Here is a 20,653-nt window from a genome sequence, read left to right as displayed (position 1 = left end):
GGCAACAGACCGCACTATTTCTCCGACGACGCCTGCCAAAGATTCAACTCTCCATCCGCAACATGCCGATCAATTCTTTCCAGCTCATCCGGGCTAAAGTGCAGATTATCCAACGCCCGCACGTTCTCCTCTATCTGCTCCGGACGGCTTGCGCCAATGAGTACGGACGTCACGCGTTCATCTTTCAGTAGCCAGCTCAGCGCCATCTGCGCCATTGTCTGACCGCGTGCCTGCGCCATCTCATTCAGCAAGCGCAGGCTGTTCAGATTGGCTTCGGTCAGCATCTTCTGCGTCAGTCCGCGCACTTTGTTTCCTTCGCGCTGCATGCGTGAACCGTCAGGAATACCGTTCAGGTATTTTCCGGTGAGCAGCCCCTGTGCCAGCGGGGTAAAGGCGATGCAGCCCGTCCCGTTTTTCTCAAGCGTATCCAGCAGGCCAGTATGATCGACCCAGCGGTTGAGCAGGTTATAGGAGGGCTGATGAATAAGCAGCGGGATTTTCCACTCGCGAAGCAGGTCAGCCATTTTCCGGGTGCGCTCGGTTGAATAGGACGAAATTCCGACGTACAGCGCTTTACCGCTCTGCACGGCATGGGCCAGCGCAGCGGCAGTCTCTTCCATCGGCGTGTTTTCATCCACCCGGTGGGAGTAGAAAATGTCCACATACTCCACACCCATCCGCTTCAGGCTTTGGTCGAGACTGGCGAGCAGATACTTGCGCGAACCGCCCGAACCGTAAGGCCCCGGCCACATGTCGTAACCCGCCTTGGTGGAGATAATCAGCTCGTCGCGATACGCGGCGAAATCCTCACGCAGCAGACGGCCAAAATTTTCTTCCGCACTGCCCGCCGGCGGGCCATAGTTGTTGGCGAGATCTAAATGGGTAATGCCGAGGTCGAAGGCTTTGCGCAGCAGCGCGCGCTGGGCATCAAGAGGCTGTACGTGGCCGAAGCTATGCCACAGCCCCAGCGACAGCGCAGGAAGGCGCAGGCCGCTCTTGCCGCAGTGGCGGTAGAGCATCGTTTCATAGCGGGCAGCGTCAGGGTACCAGGTCATGATGTCTCCTTTTCTTATCGATAATTTTTTTGAAACGTCGTTTTCATTCTGAACTTATCACATCGCTCCTCGCGAAGATAAGGGTTAACGGTGGCTGTGTGACCAGTGAAGCCACGCTAATTAAAAATGATCACAAAACGTTATAATTTCCCTCTTTCCTGCCGATAACGAGAGAAGCACTCGCCTCTGGGCGAATTCACCCTCACGGCAAGGAAGACTTATGAATATGCTCCGTAATTTCACAATACGTTTCGTCATGCTGACGATCCTCGGGATCTTTTGTGTAATGTGGGCGGGGGTTGGGCTGTACAGCACCTGGTCCCTTTCCCGCGTTTCCGATGGCAATGACGTGGACCGCCAGCTGGTTAAACAGATGACGGTACTCAGCCAGGGTAACGATCAGTATTTCCGCTTCGTGACCCGTCTGAGCCGCGCAATGGAAGTCAAAGCCGCAGGCGGCACGCCGGATCTGGCCTCTGCCCAACAGGCGCTGGATAACATGGGCAAGAAACTGGCCGAGATGAAAGCCATCTCCCCAGGCCCGATGGATGAGCAGGTTTCATCCCGGGTGATTGGCGCCTGGCAGGCGCTGCTCGAACAGGGGGTGACCCCGCAAATGCAGCAGGCGAAACAGGGCGCGCTGGACGGCTATCGTCAGCAGGCGAATAATGTCACCCCACCGCTGAGCCGCGCGTTCGGTGCGGCGGCTGAGGCATTCAACACTGCCGCAGCGACGTCGCTCGACAGCACCCGTGTGGTGGTGGACGGCCTGACCAGCATGACCCGGACGGTGATTATCGTCGCCACGATTATCGGCCTGCTGATCCTCCTCTTCACCGACCGTTATCTGGTGGCAATGCTGGTCAAACCGCTGGATCGCATTCGCCAGCAGTTCCGCCAGATTGCCCAGGGCGATCTCAGCCAGCCCATTGAGCCGTTTGGCCGCAACTGTGTGGGACAGCTGGTGCCGCTGCTGAGCGCCATGCAGGACAGCCTGCGCGAAGCGGTCAGCACCATCCGTTCCGGCAGTGAGAATATCTGGCGTGGGGCGACGGAGATTTCCAGCGGTAACAACGATCTCTCTTCCCGTACCGAAGAGCAGGCGGCGGCGCTGGAAGAGACGGCGGCCAGCATGGAGCAACTGACCGCCACGGTGAAACTGAACGCCGAAAGCGCGCGTCAGGCGAGCCAGCTGGCCGATGTGGCCTCGACCACCGCCAGCCGCGGCGGCTCGCTGGTGGAAGAGGTGGTCACCACCATGAGCGGGATCTCGGAAAGCTCGAAGAAAATTGCGGAAATCACCAACGTCATCAACAGCATCGCCTTCCAGACCAATATCCTGGCGCTTAACGCCGCGGTTGAAGCGGCGCGCGCGGGCGAGCAGGGGCGTGGTTTTGCCGTCGTGGCAGGCGAAGTCCGCAATCTGGCCAGCCGCAGCGCCAACGCGGCGAAAGAGATTGAGGGGCTGATTGCCGATTCGGTTTCCCGCGTGGAGCAGGGGGCGCAGCTGGTGAGCGACACGGGCACGACCATGGATGCGATTTTGCGTGACGTGACAGAGGTCACCACCATCATGAAGCAGATTGCGTCGGCTTCAGAGGAGCAAAGCAAAGGCATTTCTCAGGTCGGTATCGCCATCACCCAGATGGACGGCGTTACCCAGCAAAACGCCTCGCTGGTGGAAGAGGTTTCCGCGGCGGCGGCGGCGCTTGAGCGCCAGACCGAAGATCTTCAGCGTTCGGTGCAGAAGTTCCGCCTGACGGCTTAACGCGCAAAGGCCGCCCTGTGCGGCCTTTCTTTTCACGCGGGTGTGTTTAACCCTGCTGATGCAATTCGGGAAATCGGGTATCCCGTTGCAGATGCCACTTCGGCGATACGCTTAAATGAGGGGTTACCGTTTGGTGAAAGTGATTTGTAGAGTGATTCGCGGGAAATACCTGCACGTTTTGCAATGACAGTCATCCCGCCCGAGGCTTCAATCACATGACGTAAAGCCAGCATGAACGCCTCATAACCTCCGGGCTCGTCAATTTCTATAAAAGCCTGATGAAGATATACGGGCGCGAAATCCGGAGAATCTTTCAGGAGTTGTACCATTGCGTCATCATGGAGTACTGATTTAGCCATTCCGATTTCCTCTTATATCCTGCGCTTGTAGTCGTTGAGGTACTCAACGGCTCTTTCTATATCTGCATTTTGCTTTTTTTTCGTTCCAGTCAATAGCACCAGGCTTACTGCGCCATCTGCCGGATCGGAGACTTCGCTGAAATAGACTCGGTAACCCGGTCCCTGGTTAATTCTGAGCTCTGAAACGCTCTCTCTGCATGGTTTACAATCACCATAGTTACCCGTTGACATTCTGGCGACACGCGTAGCAATCATGGCTTTTGCTATGGGATCTTTCACACTTCTCAGATATGCATCAAACGGGTCGTACCCGTCAGCTGTGATGTAGTGTTTAACCTTAGCCATTATTGTAGCCTGTAGTTTACGATAAGCAAATGCATTGTAATCTTCAGGCTACGACAGGCAACGGTTTACAGGGTTGTGACAGTGGGGAAGATGTGATTTCTGAAAGCGGATCGCAAAAATACGAAACCGTTGTGTTCGGCCTTTCTCACCCTCTCACTCAGGAATGCGGCAGCAGGCTAAGCGCCTGTTTAACCGCCGCCTGCAAACGTGATTCCGGCACTCCGTCCCGGGCCTGCACCGACAAACCATGTAAAAAGACGGCAAAATAGTCTCCCAGACTCTCGGCATCGGTCGACTCCGGCAATTCACCGTTACGCACTGCCAGATGGAGACGGTCGATGATCTGCTGTGTACGCTGCAGGCGATGCTGTGCCAGCCAGGTTTTGATCGTCTCATTTTCCGCACTGACGCTGGCTGCCGAGGCCACCACCATACATCCTTGCGGCAATTCCGGATGGCAGTACAGGTGAACCGCATCCATTAACAGCGTCTGGAGGGTATCCCGCACGCTGCCCCCGGCAGCTAAGGCCCGATCCGCAAAACCGCCTTCCTGTTTTTCGTAATCGGCGATAGCTTCCCGAAAGAGCTGCTCTTTTGAACCGAACGCCTTGTAAATACGTGCCGATGCAATCCCCAGCTCTGCCACCAGGTCCGACATTGAGGTGCCTTCATAACCCTGTCGCCAGAACAGGTTACGCGCTTTGATAAGCGCCTGGTCACGATCGAACTGGCGCGGTCTGCCTGCCATTTTGTTGCTCCGGTTGGTCCTGAATTCTGTGCAACAGGATCGCCTAAATCATCTGGATTACCAACGAATTTATAATTTTCGCTTGCGGTTATCCGGCTTTACTCCTATTGTTTGTCAATCGACAAACAATAGGAGTATACGATGAAAACCCTCAAAGGTCCCTCTCTCCATCTGGCTCAGTTCAGCGATGATGCGGCCCCCTTTAATAATTTGCCCGCGATCGCCCGGTGGGCGGCGCAAACGGGTTTTAGCGCTCTGCAAATTCCGGCATGGGACCGCCGTCTCTTCGACGTGGCGACGGCGGCAGAAAGCCAGACCTACTGCGACGATCTGACCGGTATGCTGGCAGAGCATGGCCTGGTGATAAGTGAACTGACCAGCCATATTTTTGGCCAACTGATGGCGGTACATCCTGCTTACGACAGCTTATGCGACAGCTTTGCGCCGCCAGAAGTACACGGCAACGCACAAGCCCGCGGCGAATGGGCGCGGCAGCAGCTGCTCCTGGCGGTCAAGGCCTCTGCCCGGCTTGGCCTCAGCGATCTGGGTACCTTCTCTGGCTCGCTGGCGTGGCCCTATCTGTTCCCGTTCCCGCAGCGTCCGGAAGGGTTAATTGAAACCGCCTTTGACGAACTGGCCAGACGCTGGATACCGGTGCTCAACGCCTGTGACGAGCAGGGCATAAACCTCTGCTATGAGATCCACCCGAGTGAAGATCTGCATGATGGAATAACCTTTGAAATGTTTTATCAGCGGGTGAAAGAACATCCCCGCTGCCGGATACTTTTCGACCCCAGCCACATGGTGCTCCAGCAGCTTAACTACCTGGCGTTCATTGATATCTATAAGGACCTGATCAACATGTTCCACGTCAAAGACGCTGAATTCAATCCGACCGGCCGTCAGGGGATTTATGGTGGCTATCAGTCATGGGTTGATCGTGCAGGACGTTTTCGCTCACTGGGTGACGGGCAGGTGGATTTCAGGGCTATTTTCTCAAAGCTGACCCAATACGATTATGCCGGCTGGGCAACCCTCGAGTGGGAGTGCTGTCTGAAAAATCCGCTGGACGGTGCCAGAGAAGGGGCTGCGTTCATCCGCAACCATATTATTCACATCACCGATAAAGTCTTCGATGATTTCGCCGGTGCGCCGGTGAACCCTCAACAAATCAACGCATTACTCGGCATTCGCTAAGCCACGACATTACAGGGAGTCCCCATGGAACAACAATACGGTGAGATCGCGCATGCGGATCTCAGGGCAGAACACGTCTATACGAAAGTGAACGGACAGCGCATCCATTGCGTCGTGGCGGGAGAAGGTCAACCGGTATTACTGATACCAGGCTGGCCGCAGACCTGGTATACCTGGCGCTATGTCATGCGCGCGCTCTCAGCGGCAGGTTTTAAGGCTATCGCGGTTGATCCACCAGGCATGGGGGAATCAGACAAACCGCGCGACGGCTATGACACCGGACGCGTTGGTGCCACGCTGCATACGATGATGGCGCAACTGGGGCATTCACATTACAGCATCGTGGGCCACGATATCGGCATGTGGGTGGGTTATGCCATGGCGAGCGATTTTCCACAGGCGATAGAACGGCTTGTGCTGACAGAAGCGGTTATCCCTGGACTGGCACCGCCACCGCCGATTTTTGTCGCACCGGAAGAGAACATCTTTCTCTGGCACTTCATGTTCAATCAGCTGGCGGATTTACCCGAAACCCTGACCAGCGGGCGCGAATCACAGTATCTCAGCTATATTTTTGACCGCTGGTCGCATCGCCGTGAACGGGTCGCAGCAGAGGTGTATATCACCGCCTATTCGACGCCCGGCGGGCTGCGTGCGGGTTTCGACTATTACCGCGCTATCCCGGAGACCATCCGGCAGAACCAGCGTCGCGCGCAAACGCCTTTAACCATGCCGGTGTTAACGGTGGGGGCCGAACATGCCACGCGCGACGCACCACTGATAACCCTGCAGGGCAATGCCCGTGATCTGCGTGGTGAGACGGTGGCCGATTGCGGGCATTTTATTACCGAAGAGTGTCACGAGGCGTTTATTGGGCTGATCGTGCCATTCCTCTCAGAGGATGCACATCATGCCGCTTGATAAACATATTGCTGATTTTCTGGCTGCGTCATCGGGCGCGCCGCAGCCGGCGTCATTAGCCGAACTGCGTGTCGCCACCGACGTGGAATTGCTGCGGCTACAGGGCGAGGAGGAAACGGGTGGCGCCATTCAACATCACGTTGTGATTGCCGATGATGGCTATGAGATTGAACTTCGCGTCTATACCCCTGCCGCCTCGAAGGCAGAAATCGCGCAGCCTGCAATGCTGTTTGCTCATGGCGGCGGATGGTGCCTGGGGTCGCTGTCACTGTACGATCGACCCTGTCAGGCATTGGCGAATGCTACTGGCCGGAAAATACTCTCCGTGGATTACCGTCTGGCGCCGGAGTTCCCCTTCCCGAGGCCGTTAGAAGACGTTTATCAGGCATTGTGCTGGGAAAACTATCTGGGAGACCGTCGTCATCCTTATGCCGAGCCGCTGCGTATGGCCTCGCTGAGGGGTGTACCGCCAGCAACCATCCTGAGTTGTGAGTATGATCCCCTGCGCGATGAGGCTGAAGCGTATGCGCGGCGGCTTGAGGAGGCGGGAGTACCGGTACGCTGTGAACGGCTGCCGGGAATGGTGCATGCCTGTATTCATATGACAGGGTTAACGCCTGCCGCGCGTCGGTTGTTTGAACGGGCTTGTATATAGTTCTGGATGGGGCTTCGTTTTCCAAACGTGGCGCTTGTTTTGCTGGCTATCGAGCCTTCCGGGTAAGAGTCCTCTGCAGGCGGAATGCTTTCCAGCCCAGAGCGGGTGGAAAGGTCACCCAGGCAATGATCAGGATAATGAGGAAACTCATGCTCCCGGAAAGAATGTGTGTCCGGCTACCCGCGATGAGGGTGACCAGCATAACCAGAACCAGCGCGACCGTGAGCCATACCGAAACCTGGAAGCGCCGTGAGAGCGCATCGATGAGATTCTGCAGGGTGCCTCCAGCTGCTGAGAGTCGGGCCTGTAAATTGTCTACTTCGCTTTGGCTGAAACCTGCCTCAAGCAGGTCTTTCTCACTGATAGCCATCACGTCCTCCCTAATCAGGCGAAAATATACTGTATTAAACCAATAATAAGAGAAGACAAAAAACCCAGCGTAATAGCTGGGTTTCTTCATCATGCCGGTTCGAAAGGGAGAATTACGGCGTTTATCAGTGCGTCGCTTCACCGATCAGCGCGCCGGAACCGGCGCCGACAGCCGCGCCTTTCAGCACGCTATTGCCCGTCACGGCAGCTGCGCCAGCACCCACAACAGCACCAACGGCACCGCCTTTACGTGCGGCTTTGCCTTTGTCGCCGTTTTTGAACATGGCACCGGTGCCTGCGCCCACCACGGCACCGCCAACGGTTGATTTCAGATCTTTACCCGTGGCCGCGCCAATTGCCGCGCCTGCTACCGCGCCAGCGGCGGTTTTGTCGATAGCCATTCCCGAGGCGGAAAAAATGAGGGCGCTGATAACCAGCGTTGTTTTAATCAGTTTCATAACAGATCCTTTGTGACTGCTGTCGGTTGATACGTCATTTCTCACCGTCTGGCGGAAGAAACACGCCTGGATAGTGCCAGCAATACCGGCCCAACCTTTAGGCTAATCATGCCCTGAACAGGGATCTGTTCTGCCGGGCGGTAAACCGCCCGGCCAGTCGTCATGCCTGACGCTTGTCTTCGGTATTCGTATCAAAGTCACTCGCCGCGTGACGTTCGTGGAGCTGCTCGTTCAGCTCGCCGCTGGTGCGGTTGACAATCCGTCCACGCTTCACGGCATGGCGGTTTGCCACGTCTTTCGCCCAGCGCTGGACGTTGGTGTACTTCTCTGCGTCCAGGAACTCGGCGGCGTTGTAGACGCTACCCAGCGCCACGCAGCCGAACCATGGCCAGATCGCCATATCCGCAATGGTGTACTCCTCACCCGCGACGTAACGACCGCGCGCCAGCTGTTTATCCAGAACGTCGAACAGGCGTTTGGCTTCCATCGTGAAGCGGTCGATCGCGTACTCTATCTTCACCGGCGCATAGTTGTAGAAGTGGCCAAAACCACCGCCGAGGAACGGTGCCGCGCCCTGAAGCCAGAACAGCCAGTTCAGCGTCTCGGTGCGTCCCGCCGGATCTTTTGGCAGGAAGTGACCAAATTTCTCTGCCAGATAGAGCAGGATATGGCCGGATTCAAATACGCGCGTTGGCGGGTTCGTGGAGTGGTCACGCAGCGCCGGTATTTTCGAGTTCGGGTTCACTTCAACGAAGCCGCTGGAGAACTGATCGCCCTCGCCGATGCGGATCAACCACGCGTCGTACTCCGCGCCCGTCACGCCCAGCGCCAGCAGCTCTTCGAGCATGATGGTGACTTTCTGGCCGTTAGGTGTCCCCAGTGAGTAGAGCTGTAGCGGGTGAGAGCCGACAGGCAGATCTTTCTCATGCGTTGCGCCGGAAATGGGACGGTTGATATTGGCGAACGCGCCGCCGTTGTTCTTTTTCCATTCCCACACTTTGGGTGGCTGATAGGTGTTGTCTGACATGTTGGCCTGCCTTTTTTGTGATGTGTTGAGGCAGTGTAGCAGGAGATTTGTGAAGCGTTTAACGAACTGAGCGTAATCGATCTGCCGCTATTCCTTCCGGCGCTTATATATAACAAATCCGGCATAAGCTTAATCGAAAATCGCATTTTCATAATTAATGCGTAAACAGATAAAGCTGCATATGATGCTTCAACATAAATAAAAGATGCAGTCATAAACACTTTATAAGGCAAGGAGTTAGTGAGATGCGTAAGCTTCTGTTATCGGCCGTGGTCGTTTCGCTCGCGTTAGGCCTGGCGGGCTGTGATGATGCGAAAAATAAAGAGACAAATACGCCCCCCGCGGCAAAAAACGACGCGCCAAAAGAGGGCGGTTCGCTTATTATCGGCATAACCTCCGGCGACCCGCTAGCCGTTAATCCGCTCTATGCCAGTGACCGCACAACGTTAACCATCATGCAGGCGCTGTATGCTCCGCTGTACAGCTTTAATAACGGCAAAATTGAGTGGGGCCTGGCGGAAAGCCTGACGCCGTCTGCCGATAACCTGAGCTACACCCTCACGTTAAAACCCAACCTGAAATGGCAGGACGGGCAGCCGCTGACGGCGGACGACGTGGTCTTTACGTTCAATAAGCTGCTGGATGCCAAACAGCACAGCTTTTTCCGCAGCATGTTCACTTACGGCGATAAGCCGGTGCAGGTAAGCAAGGTTGACGAGCGCACCGTTAAATTCACCTTACCGCAGGTCAGCGCGGCTTTTACCGGTACCCTGGTGCAGATCTACCCGATCCCGCAGCACGTGTTCGCCAGTGAAGGCGATCTGGAAAAGAGCAGCAAAAACGATGCGCCGGTGGGCTCCGGGCCGTTTAAATTTAAAGAGTACCGCGCCGGACAGTATTACGCTCTGACCCGTTTTGATGATTACTGGAACGGCAAAGCGAAGCTTGATTCCGTGACTTACCGTTTCGCCAAAGACAGCAATGCCGCGAATCTTGCCCTGCAAAACGGTGAAATCAACCTCAAGATGGTGGACCCGCAGGATGTGAACCGCCTGAAAAATACCGGTAAGTTTGACTTCGTGGTCTATCCGGAAGGGCGTCTGGCCTACATGACCTTCAACCAGAACGTGCCGGTGATGAAGAGCAAGGCGCTGCGTCAGGCCATTGCTTACGCCATCAACAAAGATGAGCTGACCCAGACCGCGTTTACCTCGCTGGACTACGCCAAACCGGCGACCTCGTTCCTGACGCCAGATACGCTTTACAAGACGGACGATGTAGAACAGTACAAATTCGATCTGCAAAAAGCCAAAGATCTGCTTAAAGCGTCCGGCGCGCCGGACAACCTCAGGCTGCGCCTGGCGTATGTGAACACCAACAAAACCCAGGAGAGTATGGCGCTCTACATTCAGCAGGCGCTGAAGGCCATTGGGGTGAACGTGGAGCTGATGCCGCTGGACTCCAACGCCATGTCTCAGCGCAGTCTCGACATGAACAACACCGCCTGGGAGCTGAACCTGGGCGGCTACATCATGGGCTCAGAGCCGGACGGTTACAAATCACTGTTCATGAGCAACGAAGCCTATAACTACGCGCATTATAAAAACCCGCAGTTTGATGCCCTGTGGGATAAAGGCGCCGTGGAAACCGACGCCGCGAAACGGGCAGATATCTACAAGCAAATTCAGCAGACCGTGGCAAACGACATGACCTACTACCCGATTGCCTATACCAATGCGACCGTCGCGGTGGACAAGCGCTTCGGCGGCACCCAGGAAGCAGAGCCGAAGCCGGTCTACCTGTTCCAGGATCTGTCAAAAATCTATCAGAAATAAGCGATAGCCCCGGCCGTCAGGCCGGGGTCTGAGTAAGGGCATGTCGTGAACACACTTCTCACGCGTCGGTTGCTGCAACTGCTGCCGATGCTGTTCTTTATTTCACTGGTGGCGTTTTTGCTGGTCAAACTCGCCCCCGGCGATCCGGTGGCGGCGTACATCACGCCGCGTATGGCTCCGGAAGATATCGAACGTATTCGCCAGAGCCTGGGGCTGGATAAGCCGCTGGTTACGCAGTACGTTCTGTGGCTGAAAAACGTCCTGCGGGGCGATCTCGGCTATTCGCTGATCTACCACCGCCCGGTGCTGGAGATGATCGGCGAACGCATTCCGGCCACGCTGGGGCTGATGGGGGCGTCGCTGCTGCTGGCGATCGTACTGGCTATTCCGCTCGGTCTGCTGGCGGGAGCATTTAAGCACCGCTGGCTGGATCACGTGCTGAACCTGTTCGCCTATATCGGCATCTCGGTGCCGATTTTCTGGTTCGGCATTTTGCTTATCACCGTCTTTGCCGTGCAGCTTAACTGGTTCCCCAGCATGGGGATGCGCACCATCGGCATGGAAGACAGCGCGCTGGATGTCTTGCGCCACGGCGTGCTGCCGTGCATTGCGCTGACGTTCTACAACCTCTCCAGCTACGTGCGCTACATCCGCTCCAACACCATCTCGCAGCTCTCGGCCGACTACGTGCAGACCCAGCTGGCCTACGGCGCGACGCGCGCCAGTATTCTGTTCCGTCACGTGCTGAAAAACGTGCTGCTGCCGGTGATTACCCTGTTCGGCCTGTCGTTCGGCGAGCTGATCGTGGGGGCCTATGTGACGGAGAGCGTCTTCTCCTGGCCGGGGATGGGGCTGCTTGGGATCCAGTCGATCGCCTCGCTGGACTACCCGCTGATCATGGCGATCATCATGCTCTCGTCGATGATGCTGATCGTCGGTAACCTGATCGCCGATCTGCTTTATCGCTTCGCCGATCCCCGCATTCGTACGCTGAGGTAACCCGGATGAGCAGACGCTGGCAGCAGGTTCGTCACCAGCTGCGCCGCAATCGTCCGGCGCAGTTCTCTCTGTTTGTGCTTTTTATTTTCGTTGTCGCCGCGCTTTGCGCCGGCTTAAGTCCGTACGATCCGGATCGGATGGCGCTCGGCGCACGCACGCTACCGCCGGATGCCGCGCACTGGTTCGGTACCGATGAATACGGACGCGATTACTTCACCCGCGCGCTGTATGGCGGCCAGATTTCGTTAATGGTCGGTTTTCTCGCCATGCTCTTCTCCACGCTTATCGGCACGGTGGTGGGAACGGTGAGCGGCTATTTTGGCGGCTGGCTGGATAACCTGATGATGCGCGCCGTGGATATCCTGATGGCCATTCCGGCCTTCTTCCTGCTGCTGGTGGTGAATGCTTACCTCAAGCCGGGCGTGGATAACATCATCCTGATCATCAGCCTGCTGACGTGGATGAACATGTCGCGGCTGGTGCGTGCCGAAACACTGTCGGTGAAAGAGCGCGAGTATGTGCTCTATGCCCGCGCGTCGGGAGAACATCCGCTGCGCATTATCGTGCGCCACATTATTCCCGGTGTGCTGCCGACCATTATCGTGGCCGCCACGCTCAATATCGCCTCGGCGATTTTGATGGAATCAACGCTCAGCTTCTTAGGGCTGGGCGTGCAGGCGCCTGCGGCGTCGTGGGGAAGTATGCTGAACAACGCGCAGTCTTATATTGGCGAAGCGTCGTGGCTGGCAATGTTCCCCGGCATTTTGATCCTGCTGACGGTGTTCAGCTTTAACGTGCTGGGCGATGTGTTCCGTACCGCCTTTGAGCCGGGAGCCAGTCGCGATGAGTAGCTTATTAGAACTCGATGACCTGCATACCACGTTCCGCACCCGGCAGGGGGAAATGCATGCGGTGCGCGGCGTGAGCTTTCAGGTTCAGCCGGGAGAACTGGTGGGTATCGTTGGCGAATCGGGCTGCGGCAAGAGCGTCACCTGTAAGTCGATTATCCAGCTTCTCGGCAGCAACGGCCGGATAACGGGCGGCAGCATCCGCTTTCAGAACGAGGACCTGGCGCAGAAAACCCCGGCGCAGATGCGCGCCATTCGCGGCAACGAGATCGCGATGATTTTCCAGGATCCGATGACCGCCCTCAACCCGGTGCTGACCATCGGCAAGCAGATGGCGGAGATCCTGATGCGCAATAAAGGGCTCAGTAAAAAAGCGGCTAAAGCGGCGGCGATCGCTATGCTGCAACAGGTGGGCATTGCTGAGGCGGAACGCCGGTACGACCAGTATCCCCACGAGTTCAGCGGCGGGATGCGCCAGCGGGTGATGATCGCCATTGCGCTTTCCTGTAATCCGAAGCTTCTTATTGCTGATGAACCGACCACCGCGCTGGACGTGACCATTCAGGCGCAGATCCTGCGCCTGCTGAAAAGCCTGCAGCAGCAGACCCAAACCGCGATTTTGCTGATCACCCACGATCTCGGCGTGGTGGCGCAGGTCTGCAGCCGCGTGGTGGTGATGTACGGCGGGCTGGTGATGGAGGAGGGGAGCGTGGAGGACATTTTTTATCGCCCTGCGCATCCTTACACCCGGGGGCTGCTGGCCTCGCTGCCGCGTCCGGATGAGGAGAATCAACGGTTGTCGCCGATAGAAGGTTCACCGCCAGGCCTGCTTAACCCGCCGCCGGGTTGCCCGTTTGCCGAACGCTGTCCGAAGCGTATGCCGCAGTGTGAGCGGCAGCCCGCGTTTTATTCCGTCGGAGAGGGCCATCGCGCCGCCTGCTGGCTATGGGCCGATAAGGAGATTCAGGCATGAGTGAACAACAGACGCCTTTAGTGCGCGTCCGGGACCTGCACAAACACTATCAACTTAACGGCGGTTTGCTGCGTAAAGGCGTGGCCGTGAAAGCGGTCGATGGCGTGAGCTTTGATATCCAGCCCGGCGAGACGTTTGGCCTGGTCGGGGAGTCCGGCTGCGGGAAATCGACCCTCGGGCGCGCCATTCTGCGTCTTTTCGATATCACCTCGGGCGAGATCCACTTTGCCGGACAGGCGATCGCCCACGCCCGTGAAAAAGAGCTGAAGCCGCTGCGTAAAAGAATGCAGGCGATTTTTCAGGATCCCTGGTCCTCGCTCAACCCGGGGATGACCGTGCGACAGCTGGTGGCCGAGCCGATGCAAATCCACGGCTACAGCCGGGAAGCGCAGCAGGAGCGTACGGAAATGCTGCTCTATAAAGTCGGGCTGAAGCAGGAACACCTTGAACGGTTCCCGCACGAGTTCAGCGGCGGGCAGCGCCAGCGCATCAGTATTGCCCGCGCGTTGTCCGTGAATCCGGAGTTTGTGCTGTGCGATGAACCGCTCTCGGCGTTGGACGTCTCGGTGCAGGCGCAGGTGGTGAATATTCTGCAGGACCTGCAGCAGGAGCTGGGGCTGACCTATCTGTTTATCGCCCACGATCTCTCCATGGTGCGCCATATCTCGAGCCGAATTGGGGTGATGTATCTCGGTAAGCTGGTGGAGGTGGCCCCGGCGAATGCGCTGTATCAGCATCCGGCGCACCCTTACACCCGCGCGCTGCTGGCGGCGGTTCCCCGTCCCGACCCGCGCATTCGTCACCTCGACGACGCTACCCTGCGCGGCGATATTCCAGGCCCCACCTCCGCGCTGCCTGGCTGTAAGTTCTGCAGCCGCTGCCCGCATGCCATGCCGGTTTGCCAGACGCAGGAGCCGGCGATGCAGGAGATTGCGCCAGGGCATTTTGCAGCATGCTGGTTGTTTAACGTGTAATTAATGCGCCACGCAGGTGTATGATAAATCCTCCTCTGTCAGGTTAATTACAACGTGCAGACGACGACAACCCTTAAAAAATTGCCGCCTGCCTGTTTTAGGTTGGATACATGCGTAAAGGAACGTTAAGCAGTGATGCGCCATTCGGGACATTGTTAGGCTATGCGCCCGGTGGCGTGGCGATTTACTCTTCAAATTACGGCAGTCTGGACCCGCGAAATTACCCGGAAGATGCGGATTTCCGCAGCTATATTGGCAACGAATACATGGGCCACAAATGGCAGTGCGTTGAGTTCGCCCGCCGTTTTCTGTTTCTCAACTATGGCTTTGTGTTTACCGATGTCGGTATGGCGTGGGAGATCTTCTCTCTGCGCTTTTTGCGTCAGGTGGTGAACGATAACATTCTGCCCCTTCAGGCCTTTGCCAACGGCTCGAAGCGCGCGCCGCGCGCCGGGGCGCTGCTGATCTGGCAAAAAGGCGGCGAGTTTCACGAGACCGGCCACGTGGCGGTGATCACCCAGCTTCTGGACGATAAGGTGCGTATCGCGGAGCAGAACGTCATTCACGCGCCGCTGCCGCTCGGGCAGCAGTGGACGCGCGAGCTGCGCCTCTGTGTTGAGAACGGCAGTTACACGATCCACGACACCTTTACTGACACCGAAATCCTCGGCTGGATGATCCAGACTGACGACACAGAACACAGCATTCCGCAGCCGGAAATCGACGGCGAACTGCTGAAAATCAGCGGTGCGCGGCTGAAAAACAGACGTCAGTTCGACGGGAAGTGGCTCAACGAAAATGACCCCCTGCAACAGGCCTATATCCGCGCCAACGGTCACTTTATCAATAAAGATCCCTGCCAGTACTTCACCATTACCGAAAGCGCCGAGCAGGAGCTGATCAAAGCCACCAACGAGCTGCACCTGATGTACCTGCACGCGACCGATAAGGTGCTGAAAGATGACAACTTACTGGCGCTTTTCGACATACCGAAAATCCTCTGGCCGCGCCTGCGCCTCTCCTGGCAGTGGCGCCGCCACCATATGATCACCGGTCGTATGGATTTCTGCATGGATGAGCGCGGGATTAAGGTGTATGAGTACAACGCCGACTCCGCCTCCTGCCATACGGAGGGCGGGCTGATCCTCGAAGAGTGGGTCAAAAACGGCTATCGCGGCAACGGGCACAACCCGGCGGAAGGCCTGCTGGAAGAGCTGACCGGCGCATGGAAGCACAGCCACGCGCGTCCGTTCGTGCATATCATGCAGGACAACGATGTCGAAGAGGACTATCACGCGCTCTTTATCCAGCGCTCACTGCTGCAGGCCGGGTTTGAAACGAAAATTCTGCACGGTCTTGGCGCCCTGAGCTGGGATGCCGCCGGGCAGTTGATTGACGACGAAGGCCGCCACGTCAACTGCGTGTGGAAAACCTGGGCGTGGGAGACGGCGATAGAGCAGATCCGCGAGGTGAGCGAAACCGAGTATGCTGCGGTACCGATTCGCACCGGCCACCCGGCTGGGGAAGTACGGCTGATTGACGTCCTGCTGCGCCCGGAAGTGCTGGTCTTCGAACCGCTGTGGACGGTGATCCCCGGCAACAAGGCAATCCTCCCGGTGTTGTGGCAACTGTTCCCGAACCACCGCTACCTGCTCGATACCGATTTTGAGGTTAACGATCTGCTGAAACAGACCGGCTATGCCGTTAAGCCCATCGCCGGGCGCTGCGGCAGCAATATCGATCTGATTAGTGCTGAGGATGAACTGCTGGATAAATCCAGCGGCAAGTTTGTTGACCGCAAAAATATCTACCAGCAGTTGTGGTGCCTGCCAAACGTTGATGGCAAGCATATTCAGGCTTGCACCTTTACCGTGGGCGGAAACTACGGCGGAACCTGTCTGCGCGGCGATGACTCGCTGGTGGTGAAAAAAGAGAGTGATATTGAGCCGCTGATTGTGGTAAGGGACTCACTATAAAATATTACCTGCACGGACGACTCCCTCTCCATTGAGGGAGAGGGTTGGGGTGAGGGGGAACATACGGCTCTGGTGGTCATTCCGTTCACTTTATGTTCCTTGCTACTCTGCAACGACATGGCCTGTGAACGTGCCAGGGTGGCTCAGTCGCCACCACCCTGGCGACCCGGGCTCCCGGCGGTAAATCGCCGCTTCGCGGTACCTTCGGCTAATTCCTTCCGGCTTATCGGGGACGGGCGGAGGTAACGTCCCTGTAAAGCCCGCCCTCTCGGCGCATCCATGCGCCTCGCCCCGGCCGGAAGGAAAACGCCTCAGCGATTTACAGCCGGACCAGGGCATCGCTGAAAGCCTTTAGTCATTCTGAAACAAGATTATTGCTTCTGTTTAAAAATTACTGTGGATCCCTCAGCCCGCAGGGCATCCTGCGGGCGCCTTTTGTTACGGTTCTTCCTCTTCCTGCTGCCCGCTGACCTTCAAATCAATAATCCGGCCAATCTGGTCATGATAGACCGTCAGCAGGTTGTACTGGCTCATCTCAGAGATGATCTGTGGTGAGACATTAAAGCTGCGGGCAAGCTCCTCCTCCGGCAAATAACCCGGCTGACGCCGTCTCACCTGAGCCCGGCGGCGGTTGTACTGATACCACAAAATCAGCAGCCAGCCGTTGAGCGCGGCGAACAGTAAATAGATCAACACCGTATTAAAGGACGCAACGATCGCGCCCCAGCGGTAGTCGCTCTCATCGGTGAGCTGCATCCAGAGCCGGGCATACAGGAAAAAGAAAAAACCTCCCCACGCAACCAGCGTTAACGCGGCATCAAAAAGACGCGGCAAGAGCCGATGTTCAGTCAAAATTAAGGTATTTTCGTTCATTGCAGGCTTCCTTTTCCCCGGTCCGGACTGATCCAGCGCGCGCGGGCACGCTGGCGTTTAAGCATCACTTTTGGAAAGGCGACGAGGGTAGTGAACAGGCCAATCATCCAGTACACCATCGGGAACCAAATCACCCAGAAAAGCGCGCTGGCCACGTTTCGCTCATAGCGCCGCTCGATGTACAGGCTGACCAGAAATTGCAGCAGACACATGACCCCCAGCAGCAGCCCGGTAAACGCCGGGGGAAAGAGGCTCTCGACGGTCAGGTTCGCGGGAAGCGGGGCGACATGGCTGAAGACGAACAGCAGCACCGTCATCGCATACGCGAAGGCCCACAGCGTTGACAGGGCGTACTCTAAAAACAGCGGCCACATGCGATGATGCTCCCAGCGCAGGATCTTGCGAAGATTGACCAGAAACACCTCCGCGCCGCCCTGGGCCCAGCGCAGACGCTGTTTCCACAGGCCCTTCAGCGTCTCCGGCATCAAAATCCAGCACAGCGCACGCGGTTCGAAAAAAATATCCCAGTGGCGCAACTGGAGCTTCCAGCTGATGTCGATGTCCTCGGTGATCATGTCCGGGCTCCAGTACCCGACATCCGCCAGCGCCTGCCGGCGAAAGGCGGCGATGACGCCGGAGACGGTAAAGACCCGACCGTAGATCCGCTGCGTCCGCTTGATGAGCCCAATGATGGAGGAGAACTCGCCCACCTGTATGCGGCCAATCAGCGTGGAGCGTGTGCGAATACGCGGGTTGCCGGTCACCGCCCCGACATGGGGGTACTGGATCAGCGGCGCCACCAGATAAGCCGCGGTATCGCGATCGAGCAGCGCGTCGCCGTCAATACAGACCAGCAGATCGCCCCGGGCCGCCGCCGCCCCGGCTTTGAGCGCCAGCGCTTTGCCCTGGTTTTCCGCGAGGTTGATCACCCGCAGACGCGGCTGTTCCAGCGCCAGCTCCTGCAGCACCTGCGCAGTGTTGTCAGACGAGCCGTCGTTAATGGCGATCACTTCTATGTTCTCATACCGCTGAGCCAGTGCGGCGCTGATGGTCTCTCTGGCGTTCCTTTCCTCATTGAAACAGGGGATCAGAATGGAAATGAGCGGCTCGCCGGCGAGCGTGGGGGCCGGTGTGTCGTGATCCCATGACCAGTGTCGTTCAAGCTGAAACCAGAAATAGAGCCCGCCGGTTATCCAGAGTACGGACATAAACAGCGGCCAGAAGAAGACAAAATCCAGAATCAGTTCGCCGGTAAAGAGGGCGGCCACGCCTAACGGCAACCCGAATACCAGACATAAAATAGAGAAGGCGATAAGGCGATCAGTCATTGTCAGGGTACCAGTACGATGAAAATTCAGGCCTGATACGGGAAATATCAGGTTGGTTATTGAGGAAGTCGTCGGGGTAGTAGCCGTAGTTTTTAATGCCGTTCAGCTGGAGCACCTGCATCCACGCCACAAGCTGGCTATCGGAAACGGCACGGGGCGGTTTCTGCCCCCAGTCCCTGGCCTGCAGCTCAAAAATGGTTTTATTGCGCGCGCCGGGGCGTTCGGCGACGGCCTTAACCAGACGCGTCAGCCAGGCATTGCTCTCGTCGACCGGGACGGACTCCATCAGCGGCATGGCCATCGGCACCGTCCAGTCATACTCCGCCAGAAAGTCATCGAGATTCTGCGCAAACCACGCCTCGCTTTCGGGCTGCAGGATGGGTAAGGCAAACAGATTACGGGCGGTTTGTATCTGCGGACCGCGGATGTGCTTCACCGCCAGGCCAAGGGCATGAGTGAAACCGATCAGAAGCCGGCTTTTCTGGCGCGGGGTGTTCTGCGAGGCCGCCTGCCCGGCGTCGTCCACGTCCGTCAGTACCGCATCGTCATGAAAAAGGATCCCATTGAAGCTGGCATAGCGGGCCAGATCCTCATAGATGTCCGTCACCTGCTGACGCACCTGCGGATCCCACGGGGAGAGCCGGATATAAGGCTCGGTGGCGTCGCTTAACCGGCCGGTTTGCCGATCCCGGCGCTGGACGCGCGGCAGGGAAGGGGAGAGATCGAACGAGAGCACCGGCATCCATGCGAAGACTTTTACCCCCGCGCGGGTTTGCAGCTGCCAGGAGACAAAATTAAACAGATCGGCCCGGACCGGAAGCCGTCGGTTGGGGAAATAGAGCGCCTTGATCCTGCCATCGCCCTGTGGATCGGCAAACGCCTGCAGGAAAACATGGCTGATTTTCATGTCGTAAACCCGCTGGATCAGCCGGTTGATATTTTGGGTCTGCTGAGCCGGGTCGGGATCGTAAACGTAGTCGAGATCGACATGCATGACGCGCACCGGTTCAGGCTCCTGAACCTGGCTAACCGTGCTGGCAAAGGCTTTGAGCGAGGGATTCCCGGCGATCAGCAGACGGGGAATGCTGCCGAGATTGCGCACGTCACCCAGCCCGTCCTCAAGGGTAAAGGCCAGCTGATAGCCCTGTTTTTTGGCAATTTCGAGCGACGTGCCGTTGGCAGCGCCATAGGGCCAGACCCAGGCACGCGGAGCTTTGCCGGTCACCTGGGTGATTTTTTCGGTGACTTTGCGCACGTCATCGCCGATCCGCTGGCTGAACTCAAGGTCCGTTTCATAGCGGCCCGTTGCGTTATCATAAAAGCGATTGGCGATCGCCGGTTCGCGGCTGCCCTGCGGGTTGGCCGGAATGCCGTAGTGCGAGGCCCAGGTATGCGAGCCGATCTCAATCAGCGGGGAGTGGCTGAGCTCGCGCACCATGTCCCACGTCGCGAAGCGATCGCGGGGCGTCATCAGGCCGCCGAAGTTAACCTTTTGATCTGCCGGCGTATCCACCCAGCTGCCCACCGGCGCCCACAGCGCAGGAACGTTCCATGCCTGAAGCAGCGGCCAGACGCGGGTGTAAAAGCTGCTGTAGCCGTCGTCAAAACTGAGTAATACGGCTTTCGGCGGCAGCGTTTTTTTCCCGTCATGGGCATCCAGAATGTCCTGCACGCTGATGGCGTGATAGCCGTTGTGCACAAGCCAGCTAATCTGCTCGTTCAGCGCGCTGGTGCGAACGGAGAGGTAGCGCTGATCGGCGGCATCATCTTCTACGTCGTGGTAGGCCAGGACCAGAAACTGGTTCGTCGGCCAGGGTTTGCTCGCCTCCAGCTGCGGTCGCGCTTTGGGGGCAATAAATGAGAAAGCCTGTGCACAGGCGCTCGCGCTCAGGCAGAGCCAGCCGAAGAGGAGCAGGCTCACGGAAAGACGTGTATTCAGCATATT

20 protein-coding genes are annotated in these 20,653 nt (G+C 57.4%); 10 read left to right on the top strand and 10 right to left on the bottom strand.

Going from position 1 to position 20,653, the window contains the following annotated elements; translation table 11 throughout:
• Nucleotides 1–14: 14 nt before the first annotated feature.
• Complete coding sequence (locus tag EKN83_RS17320) at nucleotides 15–1,055, bottom strand: aldo/keto reductase (protein WP_126801361.1); 1,041 nt, start codon at nucleotides 1,053–1,055, stop codon at nucleotides 15–17.
• 220 nt (nucleotides 1,056–1,275) lie between these two features.
• Here EKN83_RS17320 and EKN83_RS17315 point away from each other — a divergent pair, with 220 nt between their 5' ends.
• Entirely contained in the window at nucleotides 1,276–2,823 is a 1,548-nt protein-coding gene (locus EKN83_RS17315; protein ID WP_025759773.1) for a methyl-accepting chemotaxis protein, read from the top strand.
• A 32-nt stretch (nucleotides 2,824–2,855) separates the two neighbouring features.
• Here EKN83_RS17315 and EKN83_RS17310 read toward each other — a convergent pair whose 3' ends face one another.
• The 3 genes from EKN83_RS17310 to EKN83_RS17300 form a co-directional block, all read right to left on the bottom strand.
• Nucleotides 2,856–3,182, bottom strand: coding sequence for a DNA-binding protein (locus EKN83_RS17310; protein WP_032672665.1), 327 nt, complete (start codon nucleotides 3,180–3,182; stop codon nucleotides 2,856–2,858).
• A gap of 12 nt (nucleotides 3,183–3,194) precedes the next feature.
• Nucleotides 3,195–3,527 (bottom strand): type II toxin-antitoxin system RelE/ParE family toxin, encoded by a 333-nt coding sequence (locus tag EKN83_RS17305; protein WP_025759776.1) that lies wholly within the window; start codon nucleotides 3,525–3,527, stop codon nucleotides 3,195–3,197.
• Nucleotides 3,528–3,684: 157 nt separating this feature from the next.
• Nucleotides 3,685–4,275, bottom strand: a complete 591-nt coding sequence (locus EKN83_RS17300; protein ID WP_025759777.1) for a TetR/AcrR family transcriptional regulator — start codon at nucleotides 4,273–4,275, stop codon at nucleotides 3,685–3,687.
• Between the two features lie 141 nt (nucleotides 4,276–4,416).
• On the opposite strand from EKN83_RS17300, the gene EKN83_RS17295 reads away from it, so the two are divergent.
• The 3 genes from EKN83_RS17295 to EKN83_RS17285 are packed head-to-tail and all read left to right on the top strand — an operon-like array spanning nucleotide 4,417 to nucleotide 7,048.
• Nucleotides 4,417–5,472, top strand: a complete 1,056-nt coding sequence (locus EKN83_RS17295; protein WP_126801360.1) for a sugar phosphate isomerase/epimerase family protein — start codon at nucleotides 4,417–4,419, stop codon at nucleotides 5,470–5,472.
• Between the two features lie 24 nt (nucleotides 5,473–5,496).
• Entirely contained in the window at nucleotides 5,497–6,393 is an 897-nt protein-coding gene (locus EKN83_RS17290) for an alpha/beta fold hydrolase (protein ID WP_126801359.1), read from the top strand.
• Nucleotides 6,383–7,048, top strand: coding sequence for an alpha/beta hydrolase (locus tag EKN83_RS17285; protein WP_126801358.1), 666 nt, complete (start codon nucleotides 6,383–6,385; stop codon nucleotides 7,046–7,048). Before EKN83_RS17290 ends, EKN83_RS17285 begins: the two co-directional genes overlap by 11 nt.
• A gap of 46 nt (nucleotides 7,049–7,094) precedes the next feature.
• Here the strand turns inward: EKN83_RS17285 and EKN83_RS17280 are convergent, their stop codons facing one another.
• The 3 genes from EKN83_RS17280 to yghU form a co-directional block, all read right to left on the bottom strand.
• Complete coding sequence (locus EKN83_RS17280; protein ID WP_260591288.1) at nucleotides 7,095–7,511, bottom strand: hypothetical protein; 417 nt, start codon at nucleotides 7,509–7,511, stop codon at nucleotides 7,095–7,097.
• Nucleotides 7,512–7,542: 31 nt separating this feature from the next.
• On the bottom strand, nucleotides 7,543–7,875 hold the full coding sequence (locus EKN83_RS17275) for a glycine zipper domain-containing protein (protein ID WP_045286656.1): 333 nt from the start codon (nucleotides 7,873–7,875) through the stop codon (nucleotides 7,543–7,545).
• A 160-nt stretch (nucleotides 7,876–8,035) separates the two neighbouring features.
• Nucleotides 8,036–8,902 (bottom strand): glutathione-dependent disulfide-bond oxidoreductase, encoded by an 867-nt coding sequence (gene yghU, locus EKN83_RS17270; protein WP_059384918.1) that lies wholly within the window; start codon nucleotides 8,900–8,902, stop codon nucleotides 8,036–8,038.
• A 245-nt stretch (nucleotides 8,903–9,147) separates the two neighbouring features.
• Between yghU and EKN83_RS17265 the strand changes: the two genes are divergently transcribed.
• The 6 genes from EKN83_RS17265 (at nucleotide 9,148) to gss (ending at nucleotide 16,507) form a co-directional block, all read left to right on the top strand.
• The gene (locus EKN83_RS17265) at nucleotides 9,148–10,737 is read left to right on the top strand and encodes an ABC transporter substrate-binding protein (RefSeq protein ID WP_126801357.1); all 1,590 of its coding nucleotides are present in this window, start codon (nucleotides 9,148–9,150) and stop codon (nucleotides 10,735–10,737) included.
• A 45-nt stretch (nucleotides 10,738–10,782) separates the two neighbouring features.
• Nucleotides 10,783–11,736: an ABC transporter permease gene (locus EKN83_RS17260; RefSeq protein ID WP_126801356.1), complete on the top strand. Its 954-nt coding sequence runs from the start codon at nucleotides 10,783–10,785 to the stop codon at nucleotides 11,734–11,736.
• A gap of 5 nt (nucleotides 11,737–11,741) precedes the next feature.
• The gene (locus tag EKN83_RS17255; RefSeq protein ID WP_025759790.1) at nucleotides 11,742–12,587 is read left to right on the top strand and encodes an ABC transporter permease; all 846 of its coding nucleotides are present in this window, start codon (nucleotides 11,742–11,744) and stop codon (nucleotides 12,585–12,587) included.
• Nucleotides 12,580–13,557, top strand: coding sequence for an ABC transporter ATP-binding protein (locus EKN83_RS17250; RefSeq protein ID WP_126801355.1), 978 nt, complete (start codon nucleotides 12,580–12,582; stop codon nucleotides 13,555–13,557). Before EKN83_RS17255 ends, EKN83_RS17250 begins: the two co-directional genes overlap by 8 nt.
• The gene (locus EKN83_RS17245; RefSeq protein ID WP_126801354.1) at nucleotides 13,554–14,531 is read left to right on the top strand and encodes an ABC transporter ATP-binding protein; all 978 of its coding nucleotides are present in this window, start codon (nucleotides 13,554–13,556) and stop codon (nucleotides 14,529–14,531) included. The genes EKN83_RS17250 and EKN83_RS17245 overlap by 4 nt, the downstream gene beginning before the upstream one ends.
• A gap of 110 nt (nucleotides 14,532–14,641) precedes the next feature.
• Complete coding sequence (gene gss, locus EKN83_RS17240) at nucleotides 14,642–16,507, top strand: bifunctional glutathionylspermidine amidase/synthase (protein ID WP_126801353.1); 1,866 nt, start codon at nucleotides 14,642–14,644, stop codon at nucleotides 16,505–16,507.
• 438 nt (nucleotides 16,508–16,945) lie between these two features.
• Here gss and pgaD read toward each other — a convergent pair whose 3' ends face one another.
• From pgaD to pgaB, 3 genes are read right to left on the bottom strand one after another with little or no spacing between them, the layout of a single operon-like run.
• Nucleotides 16,946–17,380: a poly-beta-1,6-N-acetyl-D-glucosamine biosynthesis protein PgaD gene (gene pgaD / locus EKN83_RS17235; protein WP_025759795.1), complete on the bottom strand. Its 435-nt coding sequence runs from the start codon at nucleotides 17,378–17,380 to the stop codon at nucleotides 16,946–16,948.
• Nucleotides 17,377–18,708 (bottom strand): poly-beta-1,6-N-acetyl-D-glucosamine synthase, encoded by a 1,332-nt coding sequence (pgaC, locus tag EKN83_RS17230; protein ID WP_045286648.1) that lies wholly within the window; start codon nucleotides 18,706–18,708, stop codon nucleotides 17,377–17,379. Before pgaC ends, pgaD begins: the two co-directional genes overlap by 4 nt.
• Nucleotides 18,701–20,650: a poly-beta-1,6-N-acetyl-D-glucosamine N-deacetylase PgaB gene (gene pgaB, locus EKN83_RS17225; protein ID WP_126801352.1), complete on the bottom strand. Its 1,950-nt coding sequence runs from the start codon at nucleotides 20,648–20,650 to the stop codon at nucleotides 18,701–18,703. The genes pgaC and pgaB overlap by 8 nt, the downstream gene beginning before the upstream one ends.
• Between the last annotated feature and the right edge of the window lie 3 nt (nucleotides 20,651–20,653).

Origin of the sequence: Enterobacter sp. WCHEn090032 (assembly GCF_003986875.1) — a bacterium.
GTDB lineage: Bacteria > Pseudomonadota > Gammaproteobacteria > Enterobacterales > Enterobacteriaceae > Enterobacter > Enterobacter sichuanensis.
The sequence above is the reverse complement of the archived record's forward strand: the minus strand, read 5'-3'. Positions and strand labels throughout refer to the sequence as shown.